Annotated in this window: 14 protein-coding genes and 1 pseudogene; 14 read left to right on the top strand and 1 reads right to left on the bottom strand. The window is 59.8% G+C overall.

The annotated features are described in order from the left end of the window. Positions 1 to 68 precede the first annotated feature (68 nt). The 12 genes and pseudogenes from AC1ME2_RS20890 (at position 69) to AC1ME2_RS20945 (ending at position 11,084) form a co-directional block, all read left to right on the top strand. Complete coding sequence (locus tag AC1ME2_RS20890) at positions 69 to 2,285, top strand: DNA internalization-related competence protein ComEC/Rec2 (RefSeq protein ID WP_480436438.1); 2,217 nt, start codon at positions 69 to 71, stop codon at positions 2,283 to 2,285. Positions 2,286 to 2,368: 83 nt separating this feature from the next. Further along, positions 2,369 to 3,004 (top strand): MotA/TolQ/ExbB proton channel family protein, encoded by a 636-nt coding sequence (locus tag AC1ME2_RS20895; RefSeq protein ID WP_480436440.1) that lies wholly within the window; start codon positions 2,369 to 2,371, stop codon positions 3,002 to 3,004. Continuing rightward, positions 3,001 to 3,432, top strand: coding sequence for an ExbD/TolR family protein (locus tag AC1ME2_RS20900; protein ID WP_480436442.1), 432 nt, complete (start codon positions 3,001 to 3,003; stop codon positions 3,430 to 3,432). Before AC1ME2_RS20895 ends, AC1ME2_RS20900 begins: the two co-directional genes overlap by 4 nt. Then, positions 3,432 to 4,436, top strand: a complete 1,005-nt coding sequence (gene lpxK / locus AC1ME2_RS20905) for a tetraacyldisaccharide 4'-kinase (protein WP_480436443.1) — start codon at positions 3,432 to 3,434, stop codon at positions 4,434 to 4,436. Before AC1ME2_RS20900 ends, lpxK begins: the two co-directional genes overlap by 1 nt. Before the next feature lie 25 nt (positions 4,437 to 4,461). Continuing rightward, a complete protein-coding gene (locus tag AC1ME2_RS20910) occupies positions 4,462 to 4,647 on the top strand; it encodes a Trm112 family protein (protein ID WP_058437370.1) in 186 nt (61 codons plus the stop codon). Next, positions 4,644 to 5,408 (top strand): 3-deoxy-manno-octulosonate cytidylyltransferase, encoded by a 765-nt coding sequence (gene kdsB, locus AC1ME2_RS20915; RefSeq protein WP_480436445.1) that lies wholly within the window; start codon positions 4,644 to 4,646, stop codon positions 5,406 to 5,408. Before AC1ME2_RS20910 ends, kdsB begins: the two co-directional genes overlap by 4 nt. Continuing rightward, positions 5,408 to 6,433, top strand: a complete 1,026-nt coding sequence (murB, locus tag AC1ME2_RS20920; protein ID WP_480436446.1) for a UDP-N-acetylmuramate dehydrogenase — start codon at positions 5,408 to 5,410, stop codon at positions 6,431 to 6,433. Before kdsB ends, murB begins: the two co-directional genes overlap by 1 nt. A 271-nt stretch (positions 6,434 to 6,704) precedes the next feature. Beyond that, positions 6,705 to 7,175, top strand: coding sequence for a (2Fe-2S)-binding protein (locus AC1ME2_RS20925; protein ID WP_480436447.1), 471 nt, complete (start codon positions 6,705 to 6,707; stop codon positions 7,173 to 7,175). 62 nt (positions 7,176 to 7,237) lie between these two features. Further along, positions 7,238 to 7,669: pseudogene (locus AC1ME2_RS20930) on the top strand (molybdopterin cofactor-binding domain-containing protein); the annotation flags it as partial. A 39-nt stretch (positions 7,670 to 7,708) separates the two neighbouring features. After that, positions 7,709 to 9,493, top strand: a complete 1,785-nt coding sequence (locus tag AC1ME2_RS20935) for a xanthine dehydrogenase family protein molybdopterin-binding subunit (RefSeq protein ID WP_480442256.1) — start codon at positions 7,709 to 7,711, stop codon at positions 9,491 to 9,493. Beyond that, positions 9,493 to 10,479 (top strand): XdhC family protein, encoded by a 987-nt coding sequence (locus tag AC1ME2_RS20940; RefSeq protein WP_480436449.1) that lies wholly within the window; start codon positions 9,493 to 9,495, stop codon positions 10,477 to 10,479. The genes AC1ME2_RS20935 and AC1ME2_RS20940 overlap by 1 nt, the downstream gene beginning before the upstream one ends. Next, positions 10,476 to 11,084, top strand: coding sequence for a nucleotidyltransferase family protein (locus AC1ME2_RS20945; RefSeq protein ID WP_480436450.1), 609 nt, complete (start codon positions 10,476 to 10,478; stop codon positions 11,082 to 11,084). Before AC1ME2_RS20940 ends, AC1ME2_RS20945 begins: the two co-directional genes overlap by 4 nt. 543 nt (positions 11,085 to 11,627) lie before the next feature. Here AC1ME2_RS20945 and rne read toward each other — a convergent pair. Beyond that, positions 11,628 to 14,840, bottom strand: a complete 3,213-nt coding sequence (gene rne / locus AC1ME2_RS20950) for a ribonuclease E (RefSeq protein WP_480436451.1) — start codon at positions 14,838 to 14,840, stop codon at positions 11,628 to 11,630. A gap of 710 nt (positions 14,841 to 15,550) precedes the next feature. On the opposite strand from rne, the gene rluC reads away from it, so the two are divergent. After that, positions 15,551 to 16,507, top strand: a complete 957-nt coding sequence (gene rluC / locus AC1ME2_RS20955) for a 23S rRNA pseudouridine(955/2504/2580) synthase RluC (RefSeq protein ID WP_480436454.1) — start codon at positions 15,551 to 15,553, stop codon at positions 16,505 to 16,507. Further along, positions 16,497 to 17,153 carry an HAD-IA family hydrolase gene (locus tag AC1ME2_RS20960; protein ID WP_480436455.1) on the top strand — a complete coding sequence of 219 codons (657 nt, stop codon included), beginning with the start codon at positions 16,497 to 16,499 and terminating at the stop codon, positions 17,151 to 17,153. Before rluC ends, AC1ME2_RS20960 begins: the two co-directional genes overlap by 11 nt. Positions 17,154 to 17,163 lie beyond the last annotated feature (10 nt).

Below are 17,163 nucleotides of genomic sequence, written 5' to 3' on the forward strand. Positions count from 1 at the left end.
CAATTAATAAAAGCGGGGTCTGGCGGGGTGCGCTAATCCAAGAGAGGGGACTCTTCGAGGACAGGCTTATGCGCACAGGGATGGTGGCGCTCGCGCTGGGTCTTTTGGCTATTCGTTTCATGCCGGCATTGCCGCCGACTTGGTTGTTGCTGCTGATGCCCGTCGTGGCGTTGATGCTGTTGCCGTTTCGCAGTTATCCGCTGGCGTTTTTTCTGTTTGGATTCAGTTGGGCATGCGTGTCGGCGCACTGGGCGCTGGATGATCGCCTGCTGTCACGGCTCGACGGCCAGACGTTATGGTTGCAAGGTAAGGTGGTCGGCCTGCCGCAGTCGAGCGACGGTGTGGTGCGTTTTCAGCTCGAAGGTGCGCAATCACGTCGCGCCCGGTTGCCTGAACGCATGCGCGTGGCGTGGTATGGCGGCCCTGATGTGCGCAGTGGCGAACACTGGCGTCTGGCGGTCAAGCTCAAGCGCCCGGCGGGCCTGGTCAATCCCGATTCATTCGACTACGAAGCCTGGTTGTTGGCGCGGCGTATCGGCGCGACCGGCACGGTGGCGGATGGGCAGTTGCTTGTGCCTGCGCGCTCGGCCTGGCGCGATGCTGTGCGCCAGCGGCTGCTGGCGGTTGATGCGCAAGGTCGTGAAGGGGGGCTAACGGCGCTGGTGCTGGGCGATGACTCGGGGCTGACGACGGCTGATTGGCAAGTGCTGCAGGACACCGGCACTGTGCATCTGCTGGTGATCTCTGGCCAGCATATTGGGTTACTGGCCGGGTTGATTTACGCGCTGGTCGCCGGGCTGGCGCGTTGGGGGTTGTGGCCACGTCGTTTGCCATGGCTGCCTTGTGCGTGTGGCCTGGCGTTTGCCGCCGCGCTCAGTTATGGCTTGCTGGCTGGCTTTGAAGTGCCCGTGCGCCGAGCCTGCACGATGATCGGCATGGTCCTGCTCTGGCGCCTGCGCTTTCGCCACTTGGGCGTGTGGTGGCCCTTGTTGTTGTCACTCAACGCGGTGCTGATCGTCGAACCGCTGGTCAGCCTGCAACCGGGTTTTTGGTTGTCCTTCGTCGCAGTGGCCATTCTGATTCTGGTATTCAGTGGCCGGCTGGGTGCCTGGAGCTGGCTGCAAAGCTGGACCCGTGCGCAATGGTTGATCGCCATCGGATTACTGCCGGTATTGCTGGCGTTGAACCTGCCGGTCAGTCTCAGTGGGCCATTGGCCAACTTGCTCGCGGTGCCATGGATCAGCATTGTCGTGCTGCCGCTGGCGTTGCTCGGCACGGTGTTATTACCGGTGCCTGTTATTGGCGAAGGTGTGCTGTGGCTGGCGGGCGGCCTGCTGGGGTGGTTGTTCCAGGGGCTGGCGCTGGTCGCTGGATGGGTGCCTGCCTGGGTAGGCAGTGCGGTGCCAGGGTGGGCGTGGTGGCTGAGCGTCCTTGGCGGCCTCTTGTTGTTACTGCCCAAGGGCGTGCCGTTGCGTCTGTTGGGCTGGCCGCTGCTGTTGCTGTGCGTGTTCCCACCGTTGAAAACCGTGCCTCATGGTCAGGTCGAGGTCATGCAACTGGACGTGGGGCAGGGCCTGGCGATTGTGTTGCGGACTCGCCAGCACACGCTGTTGTATGACGCAGGGCCACGCTTCGGTGATTTCGATATTGGCCAGCGTGTGGTGCTGCCGTCGATACGCAAGACCGGCGTGCGTAACCTTGATGTGATGGTGATCAGTCACGCGCATGCCGACCATGCGGGAGGGGCGCAGGCCGTTTATGAAAGCGTGCCTGTTGCCCGCGTCCTGGCGGGTGAGGTGGCGAAGTTGCCGCCACTCTTGCAGGCTCAGGCCTGTCAGAACGGCGAGCAATGGCAGTGGGATGGCGTGCATTTCTCGACCTGGCGCTGGGAACAGGCGACGAGCAGCAACGAGGCGTCCTGTGTGCTGCGGGTAGAGGCCAATGGTGAGCGCCTGTTGTTGACCGGCGATATTGAAGCCGGGGCCGAACGCGCCGTGCTCGACAGCGGGTTCGATGTGCGTGCCCATTGGTTGCAGGCGCCGCATCATGGCAGCCGAAGTTCCTCATCCATGGCGTTTCTCAAGGCTGTCGCCCCCGAAAGCGTATTGATTTCCCGTGGGCGCAATAACACTTTCGGGCATCCGCATCCACAGGTGATGGCGCGCTACGCAGCCTTGGCTGTGCAACCCTATGACAGCGCCGAGCTGGGCGCCATTCGTCTACAACTGGGTTTGTTCGGTGAAGCACAGGGGGAGCGGGCCCGTCGGCGCTTCTGGCGTGATTGATCAGGTCGGTTATTTATCGCGGGGTTCGGCGAGCGGGCAGCCCTATGTTAGAGTGGCGCCACTTTTTTCAAGGGGTCGTCACTGTGTGGGAACTGGTCAAATCAGGCGGTTGGATGATGCTGCCAATCATTCTGAGTTCCATCGCTGCTGTCGCGATCGTCATCGAGCGACTCTGGACCTTACGTGCCAGTCGCATCACCCCGCCGCATTTGCTGGGTCAGGTGTGGCGCTGGATCAAAGACAAGCAACTTAACAGCGACAAGCTCAAGGAGCTGCGCGCCGACTCACCGCTGGGCGAGATCCTGGCGGCCGGTCTGGCGAACTCAAAGCATGGTCGCGAGATCATGAAAGAGTGCATCGAAGAGGCGGCGGCGCGGGTCATTCATGAACTCGAACGCTACCTGAGCGCCTTGGGCACCATTGCGGCCATGGCGCCTTTGCTCGGTTTGCTGGGGACGGTGCTGGGGATGATCGATATCTTCGGCTCGTTCGTGAACTCTGGCATGACCACCAACGCGTCCGTATTGGCCGGCGGTATTTCCAAAGCATTGATCTGCACGGCATCCGGTCTGATGGTCGGGATTCCCGCGATATTCTTCCACCGTTTCCTGCAAAGTCGGGTTGATGAGCTGGTGGTGGGCATGGAGCAGGAAGCGATCAAGCTGGTCGAAGTGGTGCAGGGCGACCGTGACGTCGATCTGACCGAGGGTAAAGCGTGAAATTCCGCCGCCGTAAACCGCGGGAGAACATCGACATCAACCTGGTGTCGTTGATCGATGTGGTGTTTATCCTGCTGCTGTTCTTCGTGGTCACCACCACATTTACCCGTGAAACCCAGTTACGCGTCGAATTGCCGCAAGCGGTCACCGGCACCCCGGAAACCGATTCGGACCTCAAGCATCTGGATATCGCGATCAGTGCCGATGGCGTCTATTCGCTGAACAACCGGTTGTTGCCCAAGAACGATCTGCCAACCCTGATCGAGGCACTGCAAAAGGAATCGGCAGGCGATACCAAGCTGCCGCTCTCGATCAGCGCCGATGGCAAAACCCCTCATCAAGCCGTCATCACGGCGATGGATGCGGCGGGCAAGCTGGGTTTCAGCCAACTGCGCATGACCACCGTCGTGGCACCAACGGCTAACTGATGGCGCTGACCGACCGCTTACTCAACGCCTGGTACACCGGCCATCCTGCGCTGGGTCTGTTGCGCCCGCTGGAATGGTTGTATCGGCGAGTGGTGCGCAACAAACGAGCGCGCTTCCTGGCCGGTGAAGGCGATATCTATAGGGCGTCGGTCCCGGTGCTGGTGGTCGGGAATGTCACGGTGGGCGGTACGGGCAAGACCCCGATGATCCTGTGGTTGATCGAACACTGTCGCAGCCGTGGCTTGCGGGTGGGGGTGGTCAGCCGAGGTTATGGCGCCAAACCGCCGAGTTTGCCGTGGCGGGTTCGTGTCGGGCAGAGTGCCAGCGAAGCCGGTGACGAACCGCTGTTGATCGTGCAGCGCAGCGGCGTAGCCCTGATGATCGACCCGGACCGCAGCCGCGCCGTGCGTGCCTTGCTCGATGCCGAGCCGCTGGACCTGATCCTGAGTGACGATGGCCTGCAGCATTATCGTCTGGCCCGGGATCTGGAACTGGTCTTGATCGATGCCGTTCGCGGCCTGGGCAATCGCCGCTGCCTGCCTGCCGGCCCCTTGCGCGAACCGATGGAGCGTCTGAGCAGCGTCGATGCAGTGCTTTATAACGGCGCCGCCAGCGACCGTTCGGACGGTTTCGCGTTTGTTCTCAAGCCCACCACCCTGGTCAACCTGCGCAGTGGCGAACGTCTGCCACTGGATCATTTCCCTGCCGGGCAAGCGCTGCATGCCGTGGCCGGAATTGGCAATCCACAACGTTTCTTCAACACCCTCGAAGCGCTACACTGGCGACCTGTTCACCACGCGTTCGCCGACCATGCGGTCTATAGCGCGCAGGCGTTGACGTTCACACCGTCGTTGCCACTGATCATGACCGAGAAGGACGCCGTGAAATGTCGGGCCTTCGCTGCTGAGGATTGGTGGTATCTGGCCGTGGATGCAGTGCCTTCAGCCGCTTTCGTCAGTTGGTTCGATTCGCAGTTGTTACGCCTTTTGCCTCTTTCGCCATAACAACCGCAGCACCACAGGATTTCTTATGGACACCAAATTGCTCGACATCCTCGCTTGCCCCATCTGCAAAGGGCCGCTCAAGCTCAGTGCCGACAAAACCGAGCTGATCAGCAAAGGCGCTGGGCTGGCCTATCCGATTCGTGATGGCATTCCGGTGATGCTGGAAAGCGAAGCGCGCACCTTGTCCACCGAAGAGCGTCTGGATAAATGACGGCGGCGTTCACCGTTGTTATTCCGGCGCGTTTCGGCTCCAGCCGTTTCCCCGGTAAGCCCCTGAAAATGATTGCTGGCAAGCCGATGATCCAGCACGTCTGGGAACAGGCGTGCAAAAGCAGCGCTGAGCGCGTGGTGGTGGCCACCGATGATGCGCGCATCTTTGAGGCGTGCCGTGGTTTTGGCGCCGAGGTGCTGCTGACCCGTGACGACCATAATTCCGGCACCGACCGTCTGGCCGAAGTCGCTGCTCAATTGGGCTTGGCGCCCGATGCTATCGTGGTCAACGTGCAGGGCGATGAGCCCATGATCCCGCCTGCGGTGATTGATCAAGTGGCGGACAACCTGGCGGCACACCCGGAAGCGCGGATGTCGACCCTGGCTGAACCGATCGATGACGTTGCACTCCTGTTTAATCCGAACGTGGTCAAGGTCGTGACTGATATCAATGGCCTGGCCCTGACGTTCAGCCGCGCACCGCTGCCTTGGGCGCGTGACGCCCTGGCCAAGGATCGCGATCAGTTACCGGCCGGCGTGCCTTATCGCCGACATATCGGGATCTACGCTTACCGTGCCGGCTTCCTGCACGACTTCGTCAGTTGGGGCCCGTGCTGGCTGGAAGACACGGAGAGCCTGGAGCAACTGCGCGCCCTCTGGCACGGCGTACGGATTCACGTCGCCGATGCGGTGGAAGCGCCGCCGGCGGGTGTCGACACCGCTGAAGACCTTGAGCGCGTGCGACGCTTGCTGGAGGTTTGATGACCTTGCAGGTGCAATCCGAGGTTTCCCTCAAGCCGTTCAACACCTTTGGCGTGGACGTGAAGGCCAACGCGTTCGCCGAAGCCCACAGCGACGACGATGTCCGTCAGGCACTGGCCTGGTCGGCTGAGCACCGAGTGCCATTGCTGGTTATCGGCGGCGGCAGCAATCTGTTGCTGACGGCCGATATTCAGGCGCTGGTGTTGCACATGGCCAGTCGCGGCATCCGTGTGCTCGCCGACGATGGCGAGCAGGTCATTGTGGAAGCCGAGGCGGGGGAGCTTTGGCATCCCTTTGTGGCATGGAGCCTTGAGCAAGGCCTGTCCGGCCTGGAAAACCTCAGCCTGATTCCCGGCACCGTGGGCGCTGCGCCGATGCAGAACATTGGTGCCTATGGTGTTGAAATCAAGGATGTATTCCACAGCCTGACTGCGCTGGACCGCCAGACCGGTGAGCTGCTTGAGTTTTCCCTTGGCGACTGCGCCTTTGCTTACCGCGACAGCGTGTTCAAGCACGAAACAGGGCGTTGGGTGATTCTGCGGGTACGCTTTGCTCTCGGTCGCGCCGCGCATCTGCATCTGGAATACGGTCCTGTGCGTCAACACCTGGATGAAAAACGAATCAGCCAGCCCACTGCCAAAGATGTGAGCGACGCCATCTGTGCAATCCGCCGTGAAAAACTGCCGGACCCAGCGGTGCTGGGCAATGCGGGCAGCTTTTTCAAGAATCCGTTGGTAGAGGCCTCGTTGGCTGCTGAACTGAAGCGCCAACACCCAGGTTTGATTGCTTATCCACAGGCCGATGGACACGTGAAGCTGGCGGCCGGCTGGTTGATTGAACACGCGGGCTGGAAAGGCTATCGCGATGCGGGCAATGGGGCAGGGGTACACCGCTTGCAATCCCTTGTGCTGGTCAATTATGGCAACGCCACCGGGTTGCAGCTGCTGGACCTTGCGCAACGTATTCAAAGTGACATCGCCGAGCGCTATAACGTGCGACTGGAAATGGAGCCGAACCTTTACTAAGGTTCGGTGGTTTTTAGGGCTATTCTCTTACCTCACTTGGTTATTGCTTCATCAAAACCACAGAATCCCTGAGGCGGACTCGTTCGCTTAAACGCTTTTTAGTTAGCTTGCTATCGTTTTTTTGTAAGGCGAGTGACGTGTTGATGTATCCGAACCGAGGGGCCGTGCGACACGGTCCTGTATTAGCCAGAGCCGATCTGCCTTAGCCAAAGAGCTGAATCCAGAGAAAGATCGCTCGTCTCGAACCCCTGATAAATAGGCGGCGTGCTCCATGATTACCCTGAACCTCAATGGCAAAGATCACCAATTGGATGCGACTGACGATATGCCGCTGCTGTGGGCTATTCGAGACATTGCGGGTTACACCGGGACCAAATTCGGCTGTGGCATGGGCGTGTGCGGTGCCTGCACCATCCATATCAACGGTGAGCCAGCGCGCTCATGTGTGACCCCGATCAGCAGCGTGGTCGGTCAACCGGTCACCACCATCGATAACTTGCACAGCGATCCGGTCGGGCAAGTGGTGCAGCAAGCCTGGCTCGATAACGGCGTAGCCCAATGCGGCTTCTGTCAGGGTGGACAGATCATGTCCGCCACCGCCTTGCTCAAGAGCAATCCGGCGCCTAGCGACGCTCAGATTGAAGACTATATGTCTGGCAACATTTGCCGTTGCGGTACCTATAACCGAATCAAAACTGCGATCCATCAGGCCGCGACTCACCTGAAGGAGGCCAAGGCATGAGCCAGTCCCTGAACGATTTCGCCCTGAACAACTTGAGCCGACGTGGTTTTCTTAAAGGTGTCGGTGCGACCAGCGCGCTGGTGCTGGCTGCCAGTTGGGGTTGGCAGGATGCCTTCGCTGACGAGAAAAAGTTCGGCGCCGACGGCATGCCGCACGGTTCGGTCGACGACCCGAAGGTCTACGTCAGCATCGATGCAGACGGCACCGTGACCGTGACGTGCAACCGTTCTGAAATGGGCCAGGGCATTCGCAGCAGCCTGAGCATGGTGGTCGCGGACGAACTGGAAGCCGATTGGGCGCAGGTCAAGGTCAAGCAGGCGCCGGCTGACGAGGTTCGTTTCGGCAACCAAGACACCGACGGTTCACGCAGCATGCGCCACTGGTTTGAACCAATGCGCCGCTGCGGTGCTGCCGCGCGGACCATGCTTGAACAAGCTGCTGCCGATCAATGGAAAGTGCCGTTGGCCGAATGCCACGCGCAGCTGCATAAAGTTATCCACAGGCCGACGGGGCGCGAGTTGGGGTATGGCGCCTTGGCCACTGCTGCCGGTGCGCTGGCGGTTCCCGCACGCGATAGCCTGCGCCTCAAGCAGCCTTCGGAGTTCCGTTATATCGGCAAGGAAGCGAAGCGCGCCCTCGATGGTGATGACATCGTCAATGGCCGGGCGATTTATGGCGCAGACGTGCATATCGACGGCATGGTCTACGCCACCATCGCGCGGCCACGGGTGTATGGCGGCAAAGTGAAAACGGTTGATTCCAGCGAAGCGCTGAAAGTACCCGGCGTGATCAAAGTTATGGAAATCGAGAGCAGCCCTCTGCCTTCCGAGTTCCAGCCGCTGGGCGGCGTGGCAGTTATCGCCAGCAACACTTGGGCTGCGATCAAAGGTCGTGATGCACTTAAAATCGAGTGGGACGATGGCGTTAACGCCAGTTACGACTCGGTCGCCTACCGCAAGGAACTGGAAGCTGCCGCGCAGAAGCCAGGCAAAGTGGTCCGTAGTACCGGTGACATCGACAACGCGATGAGCAAGGCTCACAGCAGTCTCGACGCCGCGTATTACCTACCGCACCTGGCGCAATCGCCGATGGAGCCCATGGTCGCCATCGCTCTGTTCAAGGACGGCGCGTGTGAGGCCTGGGCACCGAGCCAGGCGCCACAAGTGACCCGCACGCGGATCGCGGACCGTTTGGGTATCACCTTCGATAAGGTCACCGTCAATGTCACCCTGCTGGGCGGCGGTTTCGGGCGCAAGTCCAAGCCTGACTTTGTCGTCGAAGCCGCGATCCTGGCCAAAGCCATGCCCGGTAAAGCGGTGCGGGTCCAATGGACGCGGGAAGACGATATTCATAACTCATATTTCCACACGGTGTCGGCGGAGTACCTCAAGGCCAGCCTCAATAAGGACGGCATGCCGTCTGGCTGGTTGCACCGCACCGTAGCACCTAGCATCACCGCGCTGTTTGCACCGGGGGTGAAGAACGAGGGTGCGTTCGAATTGGGCATGGGCTTTACCAACATGCCGTACGCGATCCCCAATGTCCGCCTGGAAAACCCCGAAGCCGTGGCCCACACCCGTGTGGGTTGGTATCGCTCGGTATCGAACATTCCCCACGGGTTTGCGGTACAGAGCTTTATCGATGAGCTGGCGGCCAAAGCAAAGCAAGACCCCTTGAAGTACCAGCTGAAACTCCTGGGCTCGGATCGAAAAATTGATCCACGCACCCTCAGTGAAGAATGGAACTACGGCGAGTCTCCGGAGCGGTACCCGATTGATACCGCGCGCTTGCGTGCAGTGATCGAGCGGGCTGCCAAGGAAGCCGATTGGGGGCGTAAATTGCCCAAGGGCCGTGGCCTGGGCCTGGCCGCGCATTACAGCTTCGTCACCTATGTTGCGGCGGTGATTGAAGTCGAGGTCAAGGACGATGGCACCTTGATCGTGCACAAAGCCGACATCGCCGTGGATTGCGGGCCGCAGATCAACCCCGAGCGGATTCGTTCGCAGTTCGAAGGTGCCTGTGTGATGGGTCTGGGCAACGCGGTATTGGGAGAGATCAGCTTCAAGGAAGGCAAGGTTCAGCAGGACAACTTCCACATGTACGAAGTCGCCCGCATGTCGTTGGCACCCAAGCAGGTCGCCGTGCATCTGGTGACCCCTGCCGGTGACGTGCCGTTGGGCGGTGTTGGCGAGCCAGGTGTGCCACCGATTGCGCCGGCCTTGTGCAACGCGATCTTCGCCGCGACGGGCCAACGCATCCGCAGCCTGCCGATTCGCTATCAGCTCAACGGCTGGCAGGCGAAGCAGGCCAAGGTCTGATGGACAGCGTTGACCTGAATGTCCTGCGCAGCGTCCTCGAATGGCGCCGCGCCGGGCACCGTGTGCTGCTGTACAGCGTGGTGCAGACCTGGGGCAGTGCGCCTCGGCCACCCGGCGCGATGCTGGCCTTGCGCGAAGACGGCATGGTCGTCGGTTCTGTATCGGGTGGTTGCATCGAGGACGACCTGATTGCGCGCTTGCAGGAGGGGCGTGTGCACGCCAGCGATGGCGTGCAACTGGTGACCTATGGCGTGACCCGCGAAGAGGCCGCCCGATTTGGGCTGCCGTGCGGCGGTACGTTGCGTTTGACCGAAGAATGGGTCGGTGATGCGCAGTGGGTCGCCGACGTATTGCAGCGCTGTGAGGATCACCAGATCGTCGCCCGTGAGCTGAATCTACGGTCTGGTGCCGTCAGCCTGCACCCGGCCAGTCGTGAAGAGGGGGTGACGTTCGATGGCCAGACGCTGCGCACAATTTTTGGACCGCGCTGGCGTCTGCTGTTGATTGGCGCGGGGCAATTGTCACGGTATGTCGCCGAAATGGCTCATTTGCTGGATTTCGACGTGCTGATCTGTGATCCGCGCAAGGAATTTGCCTACGGTTGGGAAAATCAGCAAGCGCGCTTCGTGTCTGGTATGCCGGATGATGCAGTGCTGACCATCGAACCCGACGAGCGCACCGCCATCGTTGCCCTGACCCACGACCCGCGTCTGGATGACATGGCCTTGCTCACGGCATTGAGTTCAAAAGCGTTTTACGTGGGCGCGCTCGGTTCGCGGGCCACCAGTCAGAAACGCCGGGAAAACCTTGCTCAACTGGGCCTGGATGACGAGGTTATCGAGCGTTTGCATGGGCCTATCGGTCTACATATTGGCAGCCATACCCCTGCGGAAATCGCGTTGTCGCTGATGGCGGAGATCGTGACCCTCAAAAACGGCATCCCCTTGACCCAGAAAAAACCACACAGCGCGGAGGTCGGACGTTGAACACGACCGTCTGTGCTGTCGTACTTGCCGCAGGGCAGGGCAGTCGCTACCGGGAGATTGCCGGCGGCGATCAGGATAAGTTGCTGGCGCCGTGTATCGGGCGCGACGGTGTTATGCGACCCGTGCTGGAACAGGTGTTGCTAAATGTGCAGGCGGCTGTGGATAAAGGGGCTGTGGATAACTGTGTGTTATTGACCCGTCCCGAGAGCCTTGAGGTCATCGAGCTTGGGCTGCGTTATGGCTGCCAAGTGGAGTTGCTGGCGTCAGGCGGTATGGGCGACAGCATCGCTGCGGCGGTTACCGCTCAGCCCGACCATCGCGGTTGGCTGATTGTATTAGGGGATATGCCGTTTATCTTGCCCGATACGCTGGGTCGGGTGATCGACTCACTGCAAGACGGGTCCATCAGCGTGCCGGTCAGCGCCGGAGAGTACGGTCACCCGGTAGCATTCGGCCGACGGTTTTGCCTGTCGTTGATGGCATTGGCGGGCGAGCGTGGCGCAAAACGGTTGTTCCAGCCTGGGCTTGTGCGGGAAGTGCCGGTCGACGACCCCGGCGTGCTGTGGGACGTTGATACGCCAGCGGCGTTGGTGTTCATGCCCTGATAGCTGACATACCGTTTCGCAGGCAAGCCTGCTCCCATAAAACTGCTTTTTAATCTTTTAAAAACAATATGTTGGCGCTGGTCTTGATGTGTATATCCGGCATTTTGGTGTGCTGGAATTACGGTTTCGCTTTTACAGCGAGGAACCTTTTTCAAACGTCGGGACGCCGAACCGCAAAAAGGTCCCGCCAAAACGCTTTGCCCCTCCATACGGATCCTCGCTTAGGCTCGGATTTCCCTCGCTCCGGCGTTGCTCCGGGGGTCGCCGCAAGGGGCCGTCCCTGGCCCCGTGCGGCTTACTCGGCATCCTTGCCTCGTTACCCCCTGCGCAACGCCTGCGCTCGGCCTCCTGGAAAAGGGGGCTTGCCGTAATTCGATACTCAATTCACACAAAATCCCAACGGCAGATCAAAATCCTGTGGGAGCAGGCTTGCAACTACGCGTCCCGCTGCGAAGAATCCAGCGTGGTCTACCAGACAAAACCCAAAGCATAAAAAAAGCCCCCATCTGCTTGCGCAGGTGGGGGCTTTTTCATCAGCCGGGATTAAGCGAGCGGTTTAGGCTCTTTGCTTTCTTCCAGTGCTTCAGGGTGATGCTGCACAACTTCTTCAATCGAGCGCAGGTTCTCATCGATTACCGGCGCTTGTTCAGTGCTTTCAGTGTGCTGGGTTGATTCGACGTCAGCAACGACCGGAGCAGGTTCTACAGCAGCGGCAACCTGTGGAGCATTGACGGCTGCTTCTTCAGCTTCTTTTTGCAGACGCTCGGCTTCACGCTTGATACGACGCACTTCGCGAGGATCGTTCGGCGCGCGGCCCGTGCTGCTGACCGGAAGAACCGGAGCTTCTTCAGCGATAGCTTCAACCACAGCCTCAGGCGCTTGTGGTGCGGCGTTGACTTCCAGAGCAACCGGTGCAGGTTGTTCGGCTACCACAGGTTCAGCGACGACCGGTGCAGCAGGTGCTTCGGTCGGCAGTTCTGGCGACTCAGTTGCCTGAACCTCTTCCTGAACAGGGGCCACTGGTGTTTTGTGATACGACGCCGCGTGTTCGACGACAGGTGCGCTGAACAGCTCGGCTTGAGCGGCGACAGCCGGTTGTTCAGCCGGTGCTGCAACTTCTTCGCGTGGCGTGTACTGAACTTCAACGTCCGGCGCGGCTTCGGCGCGTGGGGCAACGTGAGCGATAGGCGCTTCAACCACTGGGGTCTCGACGACTGGCGCTTCGGTTACTTCTACAGCAGCAGTGGCACGTTCAGCCTGAAGGTGTGCATCGGCTTCGGCCGGTGCACTGATCACGCTGCTGGCGACGGCGGCAGTCACTGCCAGACCGGCAGCCAGATCGGAAGTGGTTTCTTCGCTGGAGCTCTCTTCAGAGCCTTCCGAACCTTCCGGGCCTTCGATCACATTGCCGTTGGCATCACGTTGACGCTCACGACGGTTGCTGCGACGACGCTGACCGCGTGAACGACGACGAGGGCGATCACCTTCGGCGTCATCCTGGTTGTCGTCCTGCAACAGTTCTTCGTTAGGTAGCACGTCTTCTTCGATGACCGCTACGGCCTGCTCGGCACGTGGCTGACGCTCTTCACGCGGTGCACGCGGCTGGCGTTCTTCACGCGGTGCGCGTTCAGGACGTTCTTCGCTACGGGCTTCAACTGGAGCGATGGCATCCAGTGGCTCGCGCAGTTCGCGGACCGGACGCTCTTCGCGTGGCTTGCGATCTTCACGTGGGGCACGTGGGGCGCGTTCTTCACGAGGTGGGCGAGCTGCGCGCTCTTCGCGAGGGGCTGGGGCCGCAGCCGTAGTTTCTTCACGGGCTTCACGGGGTGCACGTTCTTCGCGGGGTGCGCGTTCCTCACGAGGCGCACGCTCTTCACGCGGTGCACGTTCTTCACGAGGGGCGCGATCTTCGCGTGGTTTGCGTTCTTCATCGCGGCGGCCAGTACGGCTGCGGCTCTGCTGACGTCCGTTGCGGCGTTCTTCGGTACGAACAGGGCGTTCGGCCGCAGGCTTTTCAACCACGACCGGTGCGGGCTCTTCCTTGGTGGCGAACAGGCTGACCAGCGACTTCACCAGACCCTTGAACAGGCTTGGTTCGTGCACAATTGGAGCGGGTGCCGGTGCAACGGCTTCAACTGGCATCGGCGCGTTGGCACGCGGCGGAGCAGTTTTGACCGCAGCTTCCTGACGAACCAGAGTACGGGTCGCGGCTGGGGCGGGCGGCACTTCTTCCACTTCAGCGGCAGCCGCAGCGATTTCGTAGCTGGACTGGTTGATGTGGGCTTCCGGGCTGTCATCACGCAGGCGCTGCACTTCAAAGTGCGGCGTCTCGAGGTGATCGTTCGGCAGGATGACGATGCGGGCGTGAGTGCGCAGTTCGATCTTGGTGATCGAGTTGCGTTTTTCGTTGAGCAGGAACGCAGCCACCGGGATTGGCACCTGAGCGCGAACTTCGGCAGTGCGGTCTTTCAGGGCTTCTTCTTCGATCAGGCGAAGGATTGCCAGCGACAGCGATTCAACATCACGAATGATGCCGGTGCCGTTGCAACGAGGGCAAACGATACCGCTGCTTTCGCCGAGCGATGGACGCAGGCGCTGACGGGACATTTCCAGCAGGCCGAAACGCGAGATGCGGCCCACTTGGACGCGGGCACGGTCTTGTTCCAGGCTTTCGCGGACTTTCTCTTCCACGGCGCGCTGGTTCTTGGCCGGGGTCATGTCGATGAAGTCGATGACGATCAGGCCGCCGATATCACGCAGACGCAACTGACGGGCGATTTCTTCAGCCGCTTCCAGGTTGGTTTGCAGCGCGGTTTCTTCGATGTCGCTGCCTTTGGTGGCGCGCGCCGAGTTGATGTCGATGGACACCAGGGCTTCGGTCGGATCGATGACGATGGAGCCACCGGAAGGCAATTCGACGACGCGCTGGAAAGCGGTCTCGATCTGGCTTTCGATCTGGAATCGGTTGAACAGCGGTACGCTGTCTTCGTAGAGCTTGATTTTGCTGGCGTACTGCGGCATCACCTGGCGAATGAAGGTCAGGGCTTCTTCCTGGGCTTCAACGCTGTCGATCAGCACTTCGCCGATGTCCTGGCGCAGGTAATCGCGAATGGCGCGGATGATGACGTTGCTTTCCTGATAGATCAGGAACGGCGCGGAACGATCAAGCGACGCTTCTTTGATAGCGGTCCACAGTTGCAGCAGGTAATCGAGGTCCCATTGCATTTCTTCGCTGCTGCGGCCAAGGCCGGCAGTGCGCACGATCAAACCCATGTCGGCCGGAGCGATCAGACCGTTCAGCGCTTCACGCAACTCATTGCGTTCTTCGCCTTCGATGCGACGCGAGATACCGCCGGCACGCGGGTTGTTCGGCATCAGTACCAGATAACGACCGGCCAGGCTGATAAAGGTGGTCAGGGCTGCGCCCTTGTTGCCACGTTCTTCTTTTTCGACCTGAACGATGACTTCCTGGCCTTCGGTCAGGACGTCCTTGATGTTGACGCGGCCTTCAGGTGCTTTCTTGAAGTATTCGCGGGAGATTTCTTTGAGTGGCAGGAAGCCGTGGCGCTCAGAGCCAAAGTCGACAAAGGCAGCTTCAAGGCTTGGTTCGATGCGAGTAATCCGGCCTTTATAGATGTTGGCCTTCTTCTGCTCGCGTGCACCGGATTCGATGTCCAGGTCGTAAAGGCGTTGGCCATCTACCAGTGCAACACGCAACTCTTCGGGTTGAGTTGCGTTAATCAGCATTCTTTTCATGTAGTACCGTCGGTTTCCGGGCTGCCGGAAACGGCGTTCGGCACACACGACTTCTCACGGTCGGTGTCAGGGCGCGTCAGGAGTGGTTGGCCACTCCAGTGTCTAGCGAGTTTCGACCAGCGGGGTCGGACTTGCGACGACGTTTCCTGCTTGCTGTGGTGACAAAAGACACCCTGTCAGCAAAAGCTTTGTCAGGAGGAGGAATCAACCATCGGCAGCGGACGATATGAGCGTCTTGAATAAAGCCTAGTGCTACACAGTCCGATGGTTGTGCGTCTCCACCCCACACGTATACATGATAGGTCGGGTGCTGCCGTGCGCAGAATCCGCAACGGGTTGGCATTTACCGCGATCTTCGATAGGGAAGATCGCGCATCATTGCTTAAGGCTTTATTTCCGAAGCGTTCGCTCGGAGCGTCTGAAAGCGACTGCACTTTGTGAACTGGCCGTGAATATGGGCTCCGAAGGCGAGTGATAACTCTGCGATCTGGCTTGTTTCAGGCCTCATGTCACCTGCGCTCGTTACGTTTCCAGATCTTCCGTTGTCCAGCGAAAGCCCCGTCGGACGGCCTTGCGTCCTTGGAATTGCGATGGTCAGGGCCGGTGGTTATACCGTTTGTCCGCTGTCCAGGCCGCTTTTGGCGACGTTCGCGACTATAGCAGCAATCATTAAGTGCTTCAAATCCATAAAAATTGTTATGATTTGCGGCATGACGAATATTGCCCCTCCAACCTCCGGCGTCCAGCTGGTTGAGGTTGCGCCGGAACTTGCCGGTCAACGCATCGATAACTTTCTCTTCACTTATCTCAAGGGTGTTCCCAAGACCTTGATTTATCGCATTTTGCGTAAAGGCGAAGTGCGTGTGAACAAAGGTCGGATCAAGCCTGAGTACAAGCTGAAGGGCGGCGATATCATTCGCGTGCCGCCTCTGCGCCTGCCCGAGCGTGACGAGCCTGTGCCTGTGGCGCAAGGCCTGCTGCAGCGCCTGGAAGCCGCGATTGTCTACGAAGACAAGGCCCTGATCGTGCTGAACAAGCCCGCTGGCATCGCTGTGCATGGCGGTAGCGGCCTGAATTACGGGGTGATCGAAGCCTTTCGTCAGATGCGTCCGGACGCCAAGGAGTTGGAGTTGGTCCATCGGCTCGATCGGGACACTTCTGGCTTACTGATGATTGCGAAAAAACGCAGCATGCTCCGTCATCTGCATGAAGCATTGCGCGGTGATGGTGTTGATAAGCGTTATATGGCACTGGTCCGTGGGCACTGGGCGACTGCTCAGAAACGGGTGAACGCGCCGTTGCTCAAGAGCAATCTGCGGTCCGGCGAGCGCATGGTCGAGGTCAACGAAGAGGGTAAGGAGGCGCTGACAATCTTCAAGGTGCTGCGTCGCTTCGGTGATTTCGCCACCATGGTCGAGGCCAAGCCGGTGACGGGGCGTACTCACCAAATCCGCGTCCACACCCTGCACGCCGGGCATTGCATCGCGGGCGACACCAAGTACGGTGATGAAGACTTCAGCCGTGAAATCCGTGATTTGGGCGGCAAGCGCCTGTTCCTGCATGCTTACATGCTGACGGTCCCGCTGCCGGATGGCGGTGAACTGAAGTTGCAGGCGCCAGTCGATGATATGTGGGCCAAGACCGTGGAGCGTTTGAGTGCGCCCTGACTATAAATTGCTGATTTTCGATTGGGATGGCACGCTGGCCGATTCCATTGGTCGTATCGTCGAAGCGATGCGTGTAGCGGCCAATCTGTGCGATCTGGCGATACGCGACGACTTTGCGATCAAAGGCATCATCGGGCTGGGCTTGCCTGAGGCGATTGGTACGCTGTACCCGGACATTTCTCCGAGCCAGATGGCGGTTTTTCGTGAGCATTATGCCCAAAGCTACATCGCACTCGAGGCTGAGCCGTCGCCGTTGTTCGAGGGTGTAGTGCAGTCGCTTGAAGCATTTCGAGTCCAGGGTTACCAGCTTGCAGTCGCCACGGGTAAATCGCGTCGTGGCCTGGATAGGGTGTTGAGCGCGCATGGTTGGCAGGATTATTTCGAAATCACGCGTGCTGCCGACGAAACCGCGAGCAAACCGGACCCGTTGATGCTGCATGAGATCCTCAGGCATTGCGGCGTCGCGCCCGAGCAGGCGCTGATGATTGGCGATTCATCTTTTGATCTGTTGATGGCGCGTAACGCCTGCATGGATTCGGTTGCGGTGGGTTACGGTGCGCAATCACTGGCATCGTTGCGCGAATTCGAGCCGCGCCTGGCTATCGAGAGTTTTCCTGAATTGCGCGCCTGGTTGGGCGTGTGCTGATTATTTTTAG

It is taken from the genome of Pseudomonas sp. ASL9, from assembly GCF_056680335.1.